Here is a 14360-nt window from a genome sequence, read left to right on the forward strand (position 1 = left end):
CATGCCACGACGCACGCTGGGACATTTGCCCAAGCAGGTAAAGATTGTCGAAGTCGGCCCGCGTGACGGTCTGCAGAACGAAAAGGCGATGGTTTCCACCGCCACCAAAATCGAGTTGATCCATCAATTGGGCGAAGCCGGACTTTCCGTTATCGAGGCTACCGCCTTTGTCAGCCCCAAATGGGTGCCACAAATGGGCGATGCTCATGATGTGATGACCCAGATTAACCGCAAAGACGGCGTGATCTATCCGGTTTTGGTCCCCAATCTGAAAGGGTTGGAAGCCGCCCTTGCAGCAGGTGTGACCGAAATCGCCATTTTCGGATCAGCATCGGAAAGTTTTTCACAAAAAAACATCAATTGTTCGATCAAAGACAGCCTGAAACGATTTCGTCCGGTGATTGACAAGGCCCGCAAAAACAATATTGCCGTACGGGGATATGTTTCGTGCGTGCTGGGTTGCCCCTATGAAGGCGATGTTGCCCCGGAAAAAGTCGCCGAAGTGGCACAGGAACTTTACACTATGGGCTGCTACGAAGTCAGCCTCGGTGACACTATTGGCACGGGCACCCCCGCAAAGGTGCAAGATATGATTGCCGCCGTATCACAAAATATCCCGATTGAAAAACTGGCCGCCCATTTCCACGATACCTATGGGCAGGCGCTGGCTAATTTGCTGGCAGCCCTGCAAATGGGCATAGCCACCATCGACAGTTCGGTGGCCGGACTGGGCGGATGCCCCTATGCCCAGGGGGCCAGCGGCAATGTTGCCACCGAAGATGTTGTTTATATGCTTAACGGACTTGGCATTAAAAACGGTGTTGATCTGGAAAAACTGGTCGCCACCGGCCACTGGATTTGCAGCCGCGCGGGCCGCCCGTCGGCCTCAAAGGCACAACTGGCGATATCTGCCCACTGGATGTAACGTTCATGACGTTCGTCAATGGGTTCTTATGTGCAAGCATCACATAAAACAACGCCGCAGCATAGTCCCATGCTGCGGCGTTTTCTCTGTCGTCATACCTGCGCAATGTAATGATCAGGCAGACCTTACTGCGCGCAGGAATTCCTCAACCCGGCCCCGCAAGACTTCGGATTCCTTTGAAAGTTCGCCAGACGCCGCCAATACCTGCTCGGCAGCAGCACCTGTTGTTGCGGCTGCCTCTGTTACCCCAAAAATATTGTGGGAAACATCGCTGGTACCGTCTGATGCCTGCTGGATATTGCGCGTAATTTCGCCTGTTGCCGCCCCTTGCTGTTCAACAGCACTGGCAATGTTCGCCGCAATTTCGTTGATTTCGTCAATCGTTGCCCCAATCCCCTGAATGGCAGAAACCGCACCGCGGGTTTCATTCTGGATTGCACTGATCTGGTTGGTAATTTCGTCCGTTGCACGCGCGGTAGCAGATGCCAGATTTTTAACCTCTGCCGCCACAACGGCGAAACCCTTGCCTGCTTCTCCGGCGCGTGCCGCTTCGATCGTTGCATTAAGTGCCAGAAGATTGGTCTGATTGGCGACATCATTAATCATGTTAACGACGTCTCCGATTTTCTGCGCTGCATCGGCCAGTCCCTGTACCTGTTTATTGGTAAGGAGGGCATCCTCCGCTGCCTTGGACGCAATTTTGGCCGAATGACTAACCTGATTGCTAATTTCACCAATTGACGAACTAAGCTCTTCGGTGGCACTGGCAACTGTCTGCACATTTGCCGAGGCTTCATCCGCTGCCGCGGCAACCGCCGTTGACTGCCGACTGGTTTGTTCGGCCGTTGCTGTCATTGACTGCGCTGTCACTTGCATTTCAGTTGCAGCCGAGGCAAGACCATCCAAAACATCCGCCACATCCTGGTCAAACCCCCTGGTCAAACGCTCGATCAAATCGGTACGGTGTTGTCGTAACCGGGCTTGCTCTTTTTCATGTTCGGCCATTTCATCTGCCTTGATCATATTTTCCTTAAAAACAAGTACAGCCTGCGCCATATCGCCGATTTCATCACGATAATCCTGCCCGGGGATATCAACCGATTTATCCCCGCCAGCAAGAACCCTCATTGCATCTGTAATAAATAAAATAGGCCTGGAAATCCCGATACCTATAATCGATGCAGCCGAAATACCGGCCACCAGCGCGGCAACCGCAATAATCGAAACCCAGATAACTGCATTGCCTATCGCCTTCTCGGCATGCGGACCGAGCGCATCCTGCTCGGATTTGATATCAAGCTTCAGTTGCTCCATATCCGCAGCAATCTTTGATCCGGTGGCACTCATTTTTTCCGCAAAAAGCCGATCCCGATCAATAGCATCTGATGTTCCGATCAGCTTGGCAAAATTCTCGGTATACATCCTGATTGCATCACTGCTCTCCTTTGCAACAGCTTGCCTCGCAGGCTTGATCAAAAGCCCTGCTAACTCGACACTATATTCGTGTGTCGATTTTAACCGCTCGCGCACATGCTCCGCAGCTTCAGGCGAACCATTTTTCACATATTCAAACACGGCGAGACGCGCCTCAAGCAAATTAGCCTGCACCCGACCAGCCTGAAGTGACTGCAATGCAATTTGACGATATCTGGTGAAATTTTCATCTGCCGATCGCAGCGAAAACACACCCACAAAGGCAACCATCAACAACAAAACCAGCACAATTCCAAAGCCGCCGAACACTTTTTGCCGGACCGTAATTTTTTTTAGAAAATTCATCATTTGATACTCCCCCTGATTAACGCACGTGATGACGCATGTTCCTTTTCCCCAGGCACAAAACTCCATACATCGCCATCGCTCGCTATGCGTAACTGGCAAAAAAACGAGACAAACCAAAAGGATAATGATCAGGCACGAAGAAACTCTTCCAGCTAAACCACTGGAAAAGACGCGTTCTCGAACGTGACTCAAGATCAATCAGGAGGTATCATTAAGTTTGGAATGTGTATCTTCGGTGAAGTAGGTACAAATACCGAGCACCCTGGAACAAAGTGCTACCTGCAACCTTGAATCAAATGAACGACCCCTCACTTAAATGACATGGCGTGAATTGATCGTTCGCACCATGAAGAGCACATACATTTTCGTGAAGACCAGTTAACCGAGATTTTGTAACCCCTGAATATTTCTGCCGATTGCAAATCCTAGCTCTTTTACGAACCCCCATAGCCGGAAAGACATCCAAATTTTGGACACCCCAAACAATGGAACATAAAGTACCCTTTTTCAAGCGGAAAAAGAAACTCATTGGTCAAAAATGGTATAAAAATATACCATATTTTGATGAAGGCCGGGTGAATTCCCTATGAACAGTCGCCTTAGCGACCGCATCCGGGCCGCGAGAAAATACTTGGGATTAAGCGCATCACAGGCAGCAGACCTTACAGGGCTGACGCGAAAATCCTGGGAACGCTATGAACTGGACAAAAATGAACCACGCGCAATATCTTTGGCCATGTTGGTAGAACATGGAATTGATGGCAATTGGCTGCTGACGGGAAAAGGCGACATGACAACACCAACCCCCCAAAATACGCAGCCTGTCCTAGACCATGACTTACTAAAACTTACCGTCAATGAATTGGAAAAATTTCGCGCACAAAACTGCCCAGCCTGGAGCAACGAGCAAATCGCCCGCATCATCGCGCTAGGTTATCAAATGCTGGCAACCGAAAAGCAAAAAGGAAACACGCCCGAAACCGCCAATCTTTTGTTCCTTATGCAAGCCGCACTTTTATAAAGCTGGTATAAAGTCATGGAGACCACAACAGCCCCTAAAACCTTTTGGTACAACGCGAAGAATGCCAGGCAGAAAAGCCATGCGTTATCTGCTTTCCCGGGAAGGGCGGTTTCTCCACCAGTAACCCAATGTCAAAGCAACATGTACCTGGCAAACAAGGTACGTCGTCACCGCCCAAACACAGAAAGCCCCGCAGCAAGCTCCATCTGCGGGGCATAAATTTTCAACAGTTGATTTAGCCGCCTGTCATCAGGCCGCTTTTACCGCAAGCAGGAACTGTTCAACCCGACTGCGCAAGACCTCCGATTGTTCTGAAAGCTCGCCAGACGCCGCCAGTACCTGTTCCGCAGCAGCACCGGTCGAGGATGCGGCCTCGGTGACACCGGAAATATTCTGTGAAACTTCGCTGGTCCCCGACGATGCCTGCTGAACATTTCGGGTGATTTCCTGTGTCGCTGCCCCTTGTTGCTCAACCGCGCTGGCAATATTTGACGCTATTTCATTGATTTGGGCAATTGTGCCCCCAATCGATTGAATAGCCGTCACAGCATCACGGGTTTCATTTTGAATACCGGTAATCTGGCTGGTGATTTCATCTGTGGCGCGCGCCGTTGCCGAAGCCAGGTTTTTCACCTCGGCGGCAACAACGGCAAACCCTTTGCCTGCTTCGCCAGCACGGGCGGCCTCAATCGTGGCATTTAACGCCAAAAGGTTGGTTTGATTGGCAATATCGTTAATCAGATTAACGACTTCGCCAATTTTGTGTGCGGCCTGCGCAAGGCCCTGTACCTGGGCATTTGTATGTTCAGCATCGTTAACCGCCTTGGTTGAAATCCGGGCTGATTGGCTAACCTGATGGCTGATTTCATTAATCGACGCGCTTAATTCCTCGGCTGCACTGGCGACGGTTTGCACATTATTGGACGCCTGATCCGATGCCGCCGCCACGGCAGTCGACTGACGGCTGGTTTCCTCGGCTGTCGCGGTCATCGATTGCGCGGTTGCCTGCATTTCCGTCGCGGCCGACGCAACTGTTTTCAATACAGCGCTAACATCGGCATCAAAATCGGTTGTCAGCTTATCAATCATCTCGGTACGTCGTTGCCGGCGTTTCTGGGCTTGCTGTTCATTTTCGGCAAGCTCCGCCGCCTTGATCATGTTTTCCTTAAAAATCAGTACCGCATCAGCCATATTGCCGATCTCGTCCTTATGATCCTGACCGGGAATTTCCACCGATTTATCGCCTTCGGCCAATGTTCGCATGGCGTCGGTAATTGCCAGAATCGGAGAGGAAATTCCCCGTCCAACGACAATCGCCGCCCCTATGCCCAAAATCAGCGCAACCACCGAAACCACAACCGACGTTATAACAGCCATTTCGGTCGCATTGCTTGCGCGCGGGCCAAGTTCGTCCTGTTCGGCTTTCAACTTGAGTTTCAATTGTTCCATTGCCGCAGCAACCTTCGGCCCAATGACATCAAGTGTATTACGCACCAAATCATCCCGACGTGTTAGTGACACCGGGTCATCCTCTCGGCTCAGCACAATAACTTCGTCAAATGTACTAATGTAGGTTTTAAGTTCCTCATCAACCGTCAAAAGCATAGCGCGGACGTCTTCATTCTTATTTGAAGCCGCAAGTTGCTGATTTAATTCCAGCGTCTTTGAAGCACGCGTTTTTGCTGTATTTCCGGAATTTTCCGATTTGGTCAGAAGAAAATCCTTCACCCCCAAACGTGCTTCCAAAAGATTGGCCTGCACCCGCCCTGCAAGGTTGGTCTGCAATGCCAGGTGGCGATAACTTTTAAAATTATCATCCGCTGCCCGCAACGAAACCCCCGAAACAACGGCAATCACCAGCAGAAGTGCTATGATAATGCCGAACCCGCCAAATATTTTTGTTGGAATATTGATATTTTTAAGCATATCGCCCCCGGCAAAACACAGGCCGCAAATGTCACCTGAATCTATATCATTGTATAGAACTGTCCCTGATTTTGCCTTGAACAACAGTGATTTAGGTCACACCATAGAATTTTCATCATCCATAAGTATGGGTTATTTTTTATTTGCCAAATAAATCCACACTTTGGGAACTGTTCTTTTGAGCAAGCACCATCAGCCCCGGTTTTAACTTTCCCCTGAAGCGATAGTTTGGCATAGTCGACTCCTGTGTCGGGTTTGGCCGGTTTGGCCAAGGGAACACGGGAGAAGACGCAATTCACAACTTTTAATTGCGTTCTTTGCGCCCGGGCTGCCCCCGCAACTGTGAGTGACGAGTTGGAAACGGGAATGGTCACTGATCCGGACAAACAGGATCGGGAAGGCTGTTTTCAGCGACGACGTACGAGCCAGGAAACCTGCCCGCACGGACGATGGCGTGAAATTGTTTAGCCATTCGGGACATACAAAAACTCGGAGGGAGTTTTCTGAAAATGACGACAGCAACCAAAACAGTATCTTTGGGAATAAGCCAGCGTATTGCCGCTGCCGCCGTGGCAATGGTACTGGGCGGGGTTTTGTTGTATGGGGCCGGTTTTGCCAGTGCCAATACCTTGCATAATGCCGCCCACGACGGGCGCCATGCTTTTGCGTTTCCCTGCCACTAAGGCACACCTTCCCAAAAGGTCTTTGACATGATCCAACGTATCCTGTTCGCTGCGATTTTCGCGGGCGTGCTTGGTGGTGTGTTTATTTCCGCTGCCCAGCATTTAAAAGTCACCCCTCTTATCCTTGAGGCTGAAACCTACGAGGAAATGGACGCCGGCGCAGCAACACCGGAACCGGCATCTGCCCCCCATGATATATCCATCGCAGGTCATGACCATACTCATGACCATGCTGGCACCACAGACAATACCGACCATGATCACGCCGCAACAACAGCGAGCGAGCATCATCACGATGAAAATGCCTGGGCACCACAAGACGGGTTTGAACGGGTTTCCTATACTTTGCTCGCCAATATCGTAATTGGTGTCGGTTATGCCCTGTTGTTATGTGCCGGTATTGTATTGCGCGGTAAAGACATCACCATTCGCCAGGGCATGATATGGGGAATGGGCGGTTTTATGGCTTTTTCACTTTTTCCAGCTCTGGGTCTTCCGCCCGAATTGCCCGGTTCGGTGGCGGCCCCGCTTGAAGCACGTCAGATATGGTGGTTAAGTGCTGCCATTGGCGGTGCAGCAGGATTGGCCCTGATCGCGTTTGGCAAAGGCTGGGTTTATAAGCTGATTGGCCTGGTCGCCATTATCACCCCCCATATATATGGGGCACCACATGTCGAGGAAGCCCTTGGCGGTGCCCTGCCCGCTGAACTCGCCGCCGAATTTGCCATAGCGTCAATTATAACCAGCGCGGCTTTCTGGCTGGTTCTGGGCGGTTTGTCCTGCGCGTTTCTGGCCCGCAGGCCTTTATCGCAGACATAATATCGGGCAGACGACCACGCATTTCTCATCCCAAATCCACGAAAAAATGCATCCTTGAAGGGTGCATTTTTATTTGGGGGTATATAAAAAAATGGACACCAAAAGGTGCCCATTCAAGGTTCAGTCGGCAGTTTATATCGAATATCTTACGACGTCGCATCGTCAAGAACAGCCCGACGACGATCACGCAAAGACCCTGCCGTCGCGCGACCATCACCGGTCGGCTGGTAATAAACCGTCATATCCCGCAGGGCTGCACGCACTTTTTCAAGGGCAGTTTCATCGTCGTCAGACAGTTCATAGGCATCAAAACCACAACGATGCATATACAAAATCTGATCGCGCAGCACATCACCAACGGCCCGCATTTCCCCGGCATAGCCATAACGCTCACGCAAAACGCGGCCATAGGAATATCCGCGCCCATCGGTATAGGCCGGGAATTTAACTGCAATCAGCGAAAAACGATCAATATCCTCGGCCAGATCTTCCGGTGCGTCACCGGGTACCAGCAACACACCCAGTCCGCCATTGCGCGCAATCAGGCTGTCACGTTCGGCCTTAAAGCGGCCCAGACTAACCAGAACATTGGTGCCACTTTCGGGAATGGAACTTTCATCATCCAGCGTGACCCATTCATTTTCGATCACGCTGTCATTTTTAACGATCGCCATAAAGCACCTCCTTGAACGGGTCCATGCCAACACGGCGATAGGTATCGATGAAACGTTCGCCAACCGTGCGAATGTCAATGTAACGGGTAATTAGCGCTTCAATCGCGTCAACAACTTCGGCCTCGGAAAAACCGGCACCGGCAATCTTGCCAATAGAGGCATCCTGGCTGGCATCACCGCCCAGTGTGATCTGGTAAAATTCCTTGCCGCGTTTATCGAGACCCAAAATACCGATATGCCCAACGTGATGATGCCCACAGGCATTAATGCAGCCCGAAATTTTGATTTTCAACTCGCCAATATCATATTGACGTTCCAGGTCGCCAAACCGTTCGGAAATACGCTGCGACAACGGAATCGACCGTGCGGTTGCCAGGGCGCAATAATCGAGCCCCGGGCAGGCAATAATATCGGTGACAAAACCCAGATTGGCCGTTGCCAATAAGGCACTATTCAATTCAGCCCACAGGGCAAATAGATCGGCCTTTTTAACGTGCGGCAAAACAAGGTTTTGTTCATGGGTCACACGCACGTCGCCAAAGCTGTATTGATCGGCAAGATCGCCCACCAGTTCCATCTGGTCGGCCGTGGCATCACCGGGAATACCGCCAATCGGTTTAAGCGAAATATTGGCAATCGCGTAACCGGGCTGTTTGTGCGCAATCACATTGGACCGCACCCAGGCAGCAAAATCGGGGTGGGCTTGTTTGCGGCGTTCAAATTCGGGATCGTTGGCTTGCAATTCCTCAAACGCGGGCGGTGCGAACTGGGCAATATATTGCGCAATTTCGTCGTCGCTTACACGCAAGGAACCGTCCCTGATTTTTGACCATTCTTCTTCAACAAGACGGCGAATTTCATCAACGCCAACTTCATGAACCAAAATTTTGATACGTGCCTTGTATTTGTTATCGCGGCGGCCAAAACGGTTATAAACCCGCAAAATGGCTTCCAGATACGAAAACAAATCGTTCTTGCCGATAAAATCGCGAACGGTTTTACCAACAAATGGTGTCCGGCCCAATCCGCCGCCCACGATTACTTCAAACCCGGTTTCACCAGCATCGTTTTTGTGCATCCGCAGGCCAATGTCATGCACGCGCACCGCGGCACGATCATTTGGCGAGCCGGTAACCGCAATTTTAAACTTGCGCGGCAAATAGGTAAATTCCGGGTGGAAGGTCGACCATTGACGGATCAGTTCGCAATAAGGGCGCGGATCTTCAATCTCGTCGGCGGCGGCACCGGCATATTGATCGGTCGTTGTGTTGCGAATGCAGTTGCCCGACGTTTGAATGGCATGCATTTCAACCGTTGCCAGATCGGCCAGCGCATCGGGAATTTCGTTTAGTTTTGGCCAGTTATACTGGATATTCTGCCGGGTGGTGAAATGGCCATAACCCTTGTCATATGTGCGCGCAATATAGCCCAGCTTGCGCATCTGTTCGCCGTTCATGGTGCCATAAGGCACGGCAACACGCAGCATATAGGCATGCAACTGCAAATAAACACCATTCATCAGGCGCAAGGGTTTGAACTGATCTTCGGTCAGTTCGCCTGAAATACGCCGGGCAACCTGGTCGCGAAACTGCGCAGTGCGTTCCGCAAGAAGCTGGCGGTCAAAATCGTCATAACGATACATAATGTACCCTCCTTATCCCGCCTGATAACCAAGATCGGTCCGAACACTTGGCCCTAATGTGCGCAACACTTCACGATATTTGGTGGGCACCAACACACCATCTTCCTGCGCAACATCAATTAGATACGGGCCAACAACCGTTACTTGCTGCTTTTCGGTATCGGCGCGCGCCATCAAGGCTTCCGCTTGCGGGGCATCTTCTGCGCAAACAGCATCACGGAGGTCGGTGCTCCATCCGTCATCAGCGGTCATAAAGACCGCCAGGCCATCATCAAGCCGGTTTGCCGTAACAACTTGCAAGGACATTGGGTTCTCTCAGACAGTAAATCTCTCATGGGTGCCCGCATTGAACCGGGCTTTTGTTATGTGGAATTTGGCTGATCGGGCGTTATTGGTCAAGTTTTTTTGTTAAATACCTTAAATAACATTTATTATTTGTTATTTTTCGAGAAACTTGACGATCACCCCGCCCTCCGCTAGGTCAACAGCTGCAAATAACAGCAGATCGAACCATGCCCCAGAACCTTATCAAGCTAAGTGTTGGCACTGAAAGCCCGGAAACCCTGCGCCAATGGCAGGAATATATGCGCCAAACCTATGGGCGCATTTATCATACCACCCGCATGACGCCCAAGCGCCGCGACGATGTTCTAGACGGAGGGTCCATTTATTGGGTTATCAAAGGGGCCATCCGGTGCCGTCAACGCGTCATTGATCTCGAAGAATTTACCGATGAAGCCGGCATTAAACATTGCCGCATTGTTCTGGACGACAACCTGATCGAAACCGCGGCCTATCCGCATCGGGCTTTTCAGGGCTGGCGTTATCTGGCCGAAGATAAAACCCCGCCCGATGCCAAAGCCGGTGGCAATACAGACGCCCTGCCCGAAGATATGGCAATGGAATTGCGCGATCTGGGCCTGATTTGACACGGAAACGCTATGGTGCAACGGGCCTGATAAAAGCTAATCCTGCGAAATCACTCCGGGGACCAGCTTTTGTCCGGCCGACAAGCCCGGCTGGTTTTCCTCAATATCTTTCAGGGTGGCTTCAACTTCCTTTTTAAGCCAACGAATAAACGCCATCACACGAGGACGGTTCAGGTTTTCTTCCGGGCAGGTCACATAATAGGCATAACTTGATACCACTTTTTGTGGAAATGGCCGCACCAGCAACCCCGCCTTCAAATCCTGTGCGGCCAAAGATGTGCGCGCAACCCCAACCCCCTGCCCCATCAAGGCAGCCTGAATCACCATATCGCCGCTGTTAAACCGCAACCCGCGACGTAAATCAATGCCGGTCACCCCAACCCCATCCAGCCAAAACTGCCAGTCGGCAGCACGCGGCAGGCTCGGATCCGAGGTTGCATCATGCAGCAACTGGTGCCCTGCAATATCTTGCGGTACATGCAATATCGGGCTATTGGCCAGATAATCGGGACTGCAAACGGGGAAAACCTCGTCGCGCATTAAACGTTCTGTATGCAGATTGGGATAATGCCCCCGGCCAAAGCGCACGGCCAAATCAATCCCTTCAGTGCGAAAATCAACCAACCGGTCATCGGCGTGAATACGCACATCAATATCGGGATGTTCCGCGCGAAAATGCCCCAGACGCGGGATCAGCCATTTCACAGCAAAGGATTGCAGCACACTTACCGTCACCACCCCGGCTTCTTCCACTGCCAGAAGGCTTTCAATTTCGCCAGCAATGCGGGTAAAACCTTCGCTGGTGGCACGTGCCAGCCGCTCCCCTTCATCGGTTAACTGCAAGCGGCGCGGCAAGCGAAAAAACAGCCGAAATCCCAAATATTCTTCCAACTGGCGAATTTGCTGGCTGACCGCACCCTGGGTCACAAAAAGCTCCTCGGCGGCGCGGGTAAAGTTTAAATGCCGGGCGGCGGCATCAAACGCACGCAGGGCCTGCAACGGGGGCAATCTCATGGTCGGGCTCTCACTTTAACAAAACAGGCATGAACATGTCCAAACACCGCCACGTTCACTAGACATCTAAAATTCATCATTAGCCAAACTAATACTTAGGCTGAGAATGTATGATTTGTCACCTGCTGTTTTTTGGTCGAAAAATTAAATCACACCAATTTCAACGCCAACAATTGGCGACCAAAGGAACAGGAGGTTTTCGCCATGATGCGAAGATCACTCATTAGCCATGCTACCGCCCACAACGCCAAACCCAACGACAAAACAACCCTGGGAAATCATAATAACGCTGATTTTCTTGACAGTGTGAACCGCTTTTTCCACCGCCTGTCACTGTATCTTGCACAAAAGTGGCCCGATAAACGACAACCGCTGCAGCCCGAATATATGACCGATTATCAGTTGGCCGATATCGGTTTGCATCAATCGGATATCAACAATGAATATGAAAAATCATATCATTGGCACATTCATTTGAAGAATTGATCTGTCTCCTTGCGGTTACGTGGAAACAATACGTATCCTGTAACAAGACATTCACATCAGGCGGGCAACACCACCTTCTTGCCCGCCTGTCCTGTGCCCCGGGAAAAGGATTGAACATGGCGAAAAAGCAAAAGCCGACGCCGGAAAAAACGCCAAAGGCCAAAGACCATGGCGCCCCCCAGCTGGAACGCGCGCTTCACAAAACACAGCATAGCCGTAGCCATGCGAACCTGAACCCGGATTTACGCGACCTTGATAGCGAAACCCGCGATCACATGTTGCTGGATGCCGAAAGCCTGACCATGGAACAGCTTGATGATGGCAAACCCGATCACCATCATGCCCAAAAACCAAAGACCAAATCCGCCCGGGATGCCGAAAACCAAAGAAAGAATGACGTAGAAATGGCCCGTAAAGACACCAAGAAACATGAAAAAGAAGTCTCTACGGTGGAAAAGCGTGCGGTACATATTGTTCATAAAAACGTGAGTGTGCCCCCTGACCTGCCAGCTTCTCCGGATGAACCTTTGGAAAAAATCAAAACCAAACAATATCTGGAACTGATCGCGCCGCTACATATAGAGCTTCTGAAATTTCAAAACTGGGTCAAAAGTGAAAAGGTCAAGGCACTGATCATTTTTGAAGGCCGCGACGCCGCCGGAAAAGGTGGCACCATCAAACGCTTTACCGAACATCTGAACCCGCGTGGTGCCCGTGTTGTTGCGCTGGACAAACCCAATGATCGCGAAGTGACGCAATGGTATTTTCAGCGATATATGCAACATTTACCTTCAGGCGGTGAAATCGTGCTGTTTGATCGGTCGTGGTATAACCGGGCAATGGTCGAACGGGTAATGGGCTTTTGCACCCGCTTTGAAGTTAGCGAATTTTTGCAGTCCGTTCCCGAACTGGAGCGCATGTTGCTGCGCTCGCACACCTCGATGACCAAATTCTATTTTTCGGTTAGCAAGGATGAACAGGCACGCCGTTTTGCCCAGCGCCAGGAAGACCCGCTAAAACAATGGAAACTCAGCCCGGTTGATCTGGCTTCGCAAAACCTGTGGGATGAATATACCCAGGCCAAGGAGGAAATGTTTTACGCCACATCAACCCAGGCCTGCCCATGGGTAATCATTAAATCGGACGATAAAAAGCGCGCCCGCATTAATGCCATTCGCTATTTCCTGTCCCAATTCGATTATCAGGGAAAACTGCCCGACATTTTGCACTATGATCCGCGCATTGTTCGCAATGTTGACCAGGAACTGGGCATCGACGACTGAACAATATAATTTTTTGACGGTCAGGGGTTGTGTCAAACTGCCCCTGACCCGGCGAACCATTTCTACACATGATATCCTGACCCCTGTTGAGTTGACGCTTTGCTGCCGGAAACTTGCTTATCTCTGTCAACCAAACAGCGGGTACAAACAGCCACCGATTGACAAGGCCCCGCCCCCCGGCCTTTATAAGGCACAGGAAAAACCTTAAAACGGGAGGCTGTATCATGGCCAAATGTGCATTTATCGGCTTGGGTGTTATGGGATACCCAATGGCCGGGCATCTTCAGAAATCGGGCCACAGCGTAACGGTCTATAACCGCACCACCGCCAAGGCCGAAAAATGGGCTGCAGAATTTGGCGGCACGCTTGCCGCAACCCCGGCCAAAGCTGCGAAAGATGCAGAATTTGTATTTTGCTGCGTTGGCAATGACGACGATTTGCGCAGCGTTATTACCGGTCCCGATGGCGCACTGGCAGGTATGTCTGCCGGAACGATATTGGTGGATCACACCACGGCATCGGCCAATGTTGCGCGCGAACTTTACCAACTGGCTGCCCGGCAGGATGTTTCAATGATCGACGCGCCTGTTTCCGGTGGACAGGCCGGTGCCGAAAACGGTGTTTTGACCGTAATGTGCGGCGGCGACCAGACTGCGTTTGACAAGGCCGCCCCCGTCATTGATGCCTTTGCCCGGTCCTGTAAACTGATGGGCGAAACCGGCAGCGGACAATTGACTAAAATGGTCAATCAGATCTGTATTGCCGGCCTGGTGCAGGGCTTGTCCGAAGCCATGAATTTTGGCAACAAGGCCGGCCTTGATATGACCAGGGTAATTGATGTGATTTCCAAAGGGGCCGCCGGAAGCTGGCAAATGGAAAATCGCGGCCAGACGATGGTAGATGGCAAATTTGATTTTGGTTTCGCTGTAGACTGGATGCGCAAGGATCTGGGAATTTGCCTGGATGAAGCCGGTCGCAATGGTGCCCGTTTGCCCGTCACGGCCCTTGTCGACCAGTTTTACGCCCAGGTCCAGGGGCGTGGCGGCAACCGCTGGGATACCTCCAGCCTGATCGACCTTCTGGCAAAACCCTGATCACGGCCGGTCTCCCCGGCGGCCTCACCCGTTAAATGCAATCTGACCACAAAAATGGCGGCATCCGAAAATGCCGCCATTT

General features: G+C 51.3%; 14 protein-coding genes and 1 riboswitch. Of the genes, 8 read left to right on the forward strand and 6 right to left on the reverse strand.

From position 1 onward, the window contains the following. The first annotated feature begins 1 nt into the window (after position 1). Positions 2 to 925, forward strand: coding sequence for a hydroxymethylglutaryl-CoA lyase (locus THS27_RS05950; RefSeq protein WP_085588858.1), 924 nt, complete (start codon positions 2 to 4; stop codon positions 923 to 925). Between the two features lie 114 nt (positions 926 to 1039). Here THS27_RS05950 and THS27_RS05955 read toward each other — a convergent pair whose 3' ends face one another. After that, positions 1040 to 2707 carry a methyl-accepting chemotaxis protein gene (locus THS27_RS05955; protein ID WP_246832860.1) on the reverse strand — a complete coding sequence of 556 codons (1668 nt, stop codon included), beginning with the start codon at positions 2705 to 2707 and terminating at the stop codon, positions 1040 to 1042. Positions 2708 to 3293: 586 nt separating this feature from the next. On the opposite strand from THS27_RS05955, the gene THS27_RS05960 reads away from it, so the two are divergent. Beyond that, positions 3294 to 3728, forward strand: a complete 435-nt coding sequence (locus THS27_RS05960; RefSeq protein ID WP_085588859.1) for a helix-turn-helix domain-containing protein — start codon at positions 3294 to 3296, stop codon at positions 3726 to 3728. Between the two features lie 249 nt (positions 3729 to 3977). Here THS27_RS05960 and THS27_RS05965 read toward each other — a convergent pair whose 3' ends face one another. Then, positions 3978 to 5654, reverse strand: coding sequence for a methyl-accepting chemotaxis protein (locus tag THS27_RS05965; protein WP_085588861.1), 1677 nt, complete (start codon positions 5652 to 5654; stop codon positions 3978 to 3980). 234 nt (positions 5655 to 5888) lie between these two features. After that, positions 5889 to 6111: riboswitch (cobalamin riboswitch) on the forward strand. A gap of 52 nt (positions 6112 to 6163) precedes the next feature. Here THS27_RS05965 and THS27_RS05970 point away from each other — a divergent pair. Both THS27_RS05970 and THS27_RS05975 read left to right on the forward strand, forming a co-directional pair. Next, positions 6164 to 6337 (forward strand): CbtB domain-containing protein, encoded by a 174-nt coding sequence (locus tag THS27_RS05970; RefSeq protein WP_085584033.1) that lies wholly within the window; start codon positions 6164 to 6166, stop codon positions 6335 to 6337. A gap of 27 nt (positions 6338 to 6364) precedes the next feature. After that, positions 6365 to 7156, forward strand: a complete 792-nt coding sequence (locus THS27_RS05975; RefSeq protein WP_085588903.1) for a CbtA family protein — start codon at positions 6365 to 6367, stop codon at positions 7154 to 7156. A 146-nt stretch (positions 7157 to 7302) separates the two neighbouring features. Here the strand turns inward: THS27_RS05975 and THS27_RS05980 are convergent, their stop codons facing one another. Genes THS27_RS05980 through THS27_RS05990 form a run of 3 tightly spaced genes read right to left on the reverse strand, consistent with a single transcriptional unit; the run spans position 7303 to position 9778 of the window. Continuing rightward, positions 7303 to 7830, reverse strand: a complete 528-nt coding sequence (locus THS27_RS05980) for a DUF934 domain-containing protein (RefSeq protein ID WP_085588905.1) — start codon at positions 7828 to 7830, stop codon at positions 7303 to 7305. Next, positions 7817 to 9472: a nitrite/sulfite reductase gene (locus tag THS27_RS05985; RefSeq protein ID WP_085588907.1), complete on the reverse strand. Its 1656-nt coding sequence runs from the start codon at positions 9470 to 9472 to the stop codon at positions 7817 to 7819. The genes THS27_RS05980 and THS27_RS05985 overlap by 14 nt, the downstream gene beginning before the upstream one ends. A 12-nt stretch (positions 9473 to 9484) precedes the next feature. Beyond that, complete coding sequence (locus THS27_RS05990; RefSeq protein WP_085588909.1) at positions 9485 to 9778, reverse strand: DUF2849 domain-containing protein; 294 nt, start codon at positions 9776 to 9778, stop codon at positions 9485 to 9487. Between the two features lie 206 nt (positions 9779 to 9984). Here THS27_RS05990 and THS27_RS05995 point away from each other — a divergent pair, with 206 nt between their 5' ends. Further along, positions 9985 to 10401: a DUF1489 family protein gene (locus THS27_RS05995; protein ID WP_085588910.1), complete on the forward strand. Its 417-nt coding sequence runs from the start codon at positions 9985 to 9987 to the stop codon at positions 10399 to 10401. A gap of 36 nt (positions 10402 to 10437) precedes the next feature. Here THS27_RS05995 and THS27_RS06000 read toward each other — a convergent pair whose 3' ends face one another. Continuing rightward, positions 10438 to 11415, reverse strand: coding sequence for a transcriptional regulator GcvA (locus tag THS27_RS06000; protein ID WP_085588912.1), 978 nt, complete (start codon positions 11413 to 11415; stop codon positions 10438 to 10440). A 132-nt stretch (positions 11416 to 11547) separates the two neighbouring features. On the opposite strand from THS27_RS06000, the gene THS27_RS06005 reads away from it, so the two are divergent. The 3 genes from THS27_RS06005 (at position 11548) to THS27_RS06015 (ending at position 14278) form a co-directional block, all read left to right on the forward strand. After that, positions 11548 to 11901 (forward strand): DUF1127 domain-containing protein, encoded by a 354-nt coding sequence (locus THS27_RS06005; RefSeq protein ID WP_139835491.1) that lies wholly within the window; start codon positions 11548 to 11550, stop codon positions 11899 to 11901. Positions 11902 to 12017: 116 nt separating this feature from the next. Then, positions 12018 to 13184, forward strand: a complete 1167-nt coding sequence (ppk2, locus tag THS27_RS06010) for a polyphosphate kinase 2 (RefSeq protein ID WP_246832861.1) — start codon at positions 12018 to 12020, stop codon at positions 13182 to 13184. Positions 13185 to 13408: 224 nt separating this feature from the next. Next, positions 13409 to 14278, forward strand: a complete 870-nt coding sequence (locus THS27_RS06015; protein ID WP_085588916.1) for an NAD(P)-dependent oxidoreductase — start codon at positions 13409 to 13411, stop codon at positions 14276 to 14278. Positions 14279 to 14360: the final 82 nt, after the last annotated feature.

It is taken from the genome of Thalassospira sp. MCCC 1A01428 (assembly GCF_002115825.1).
Taxonomy (GTDB): Bacteria; Pseudomonadota; Alphaproteobacteria; order Rhodospirillales; family Thalassospiraceae; genus Thalassospira.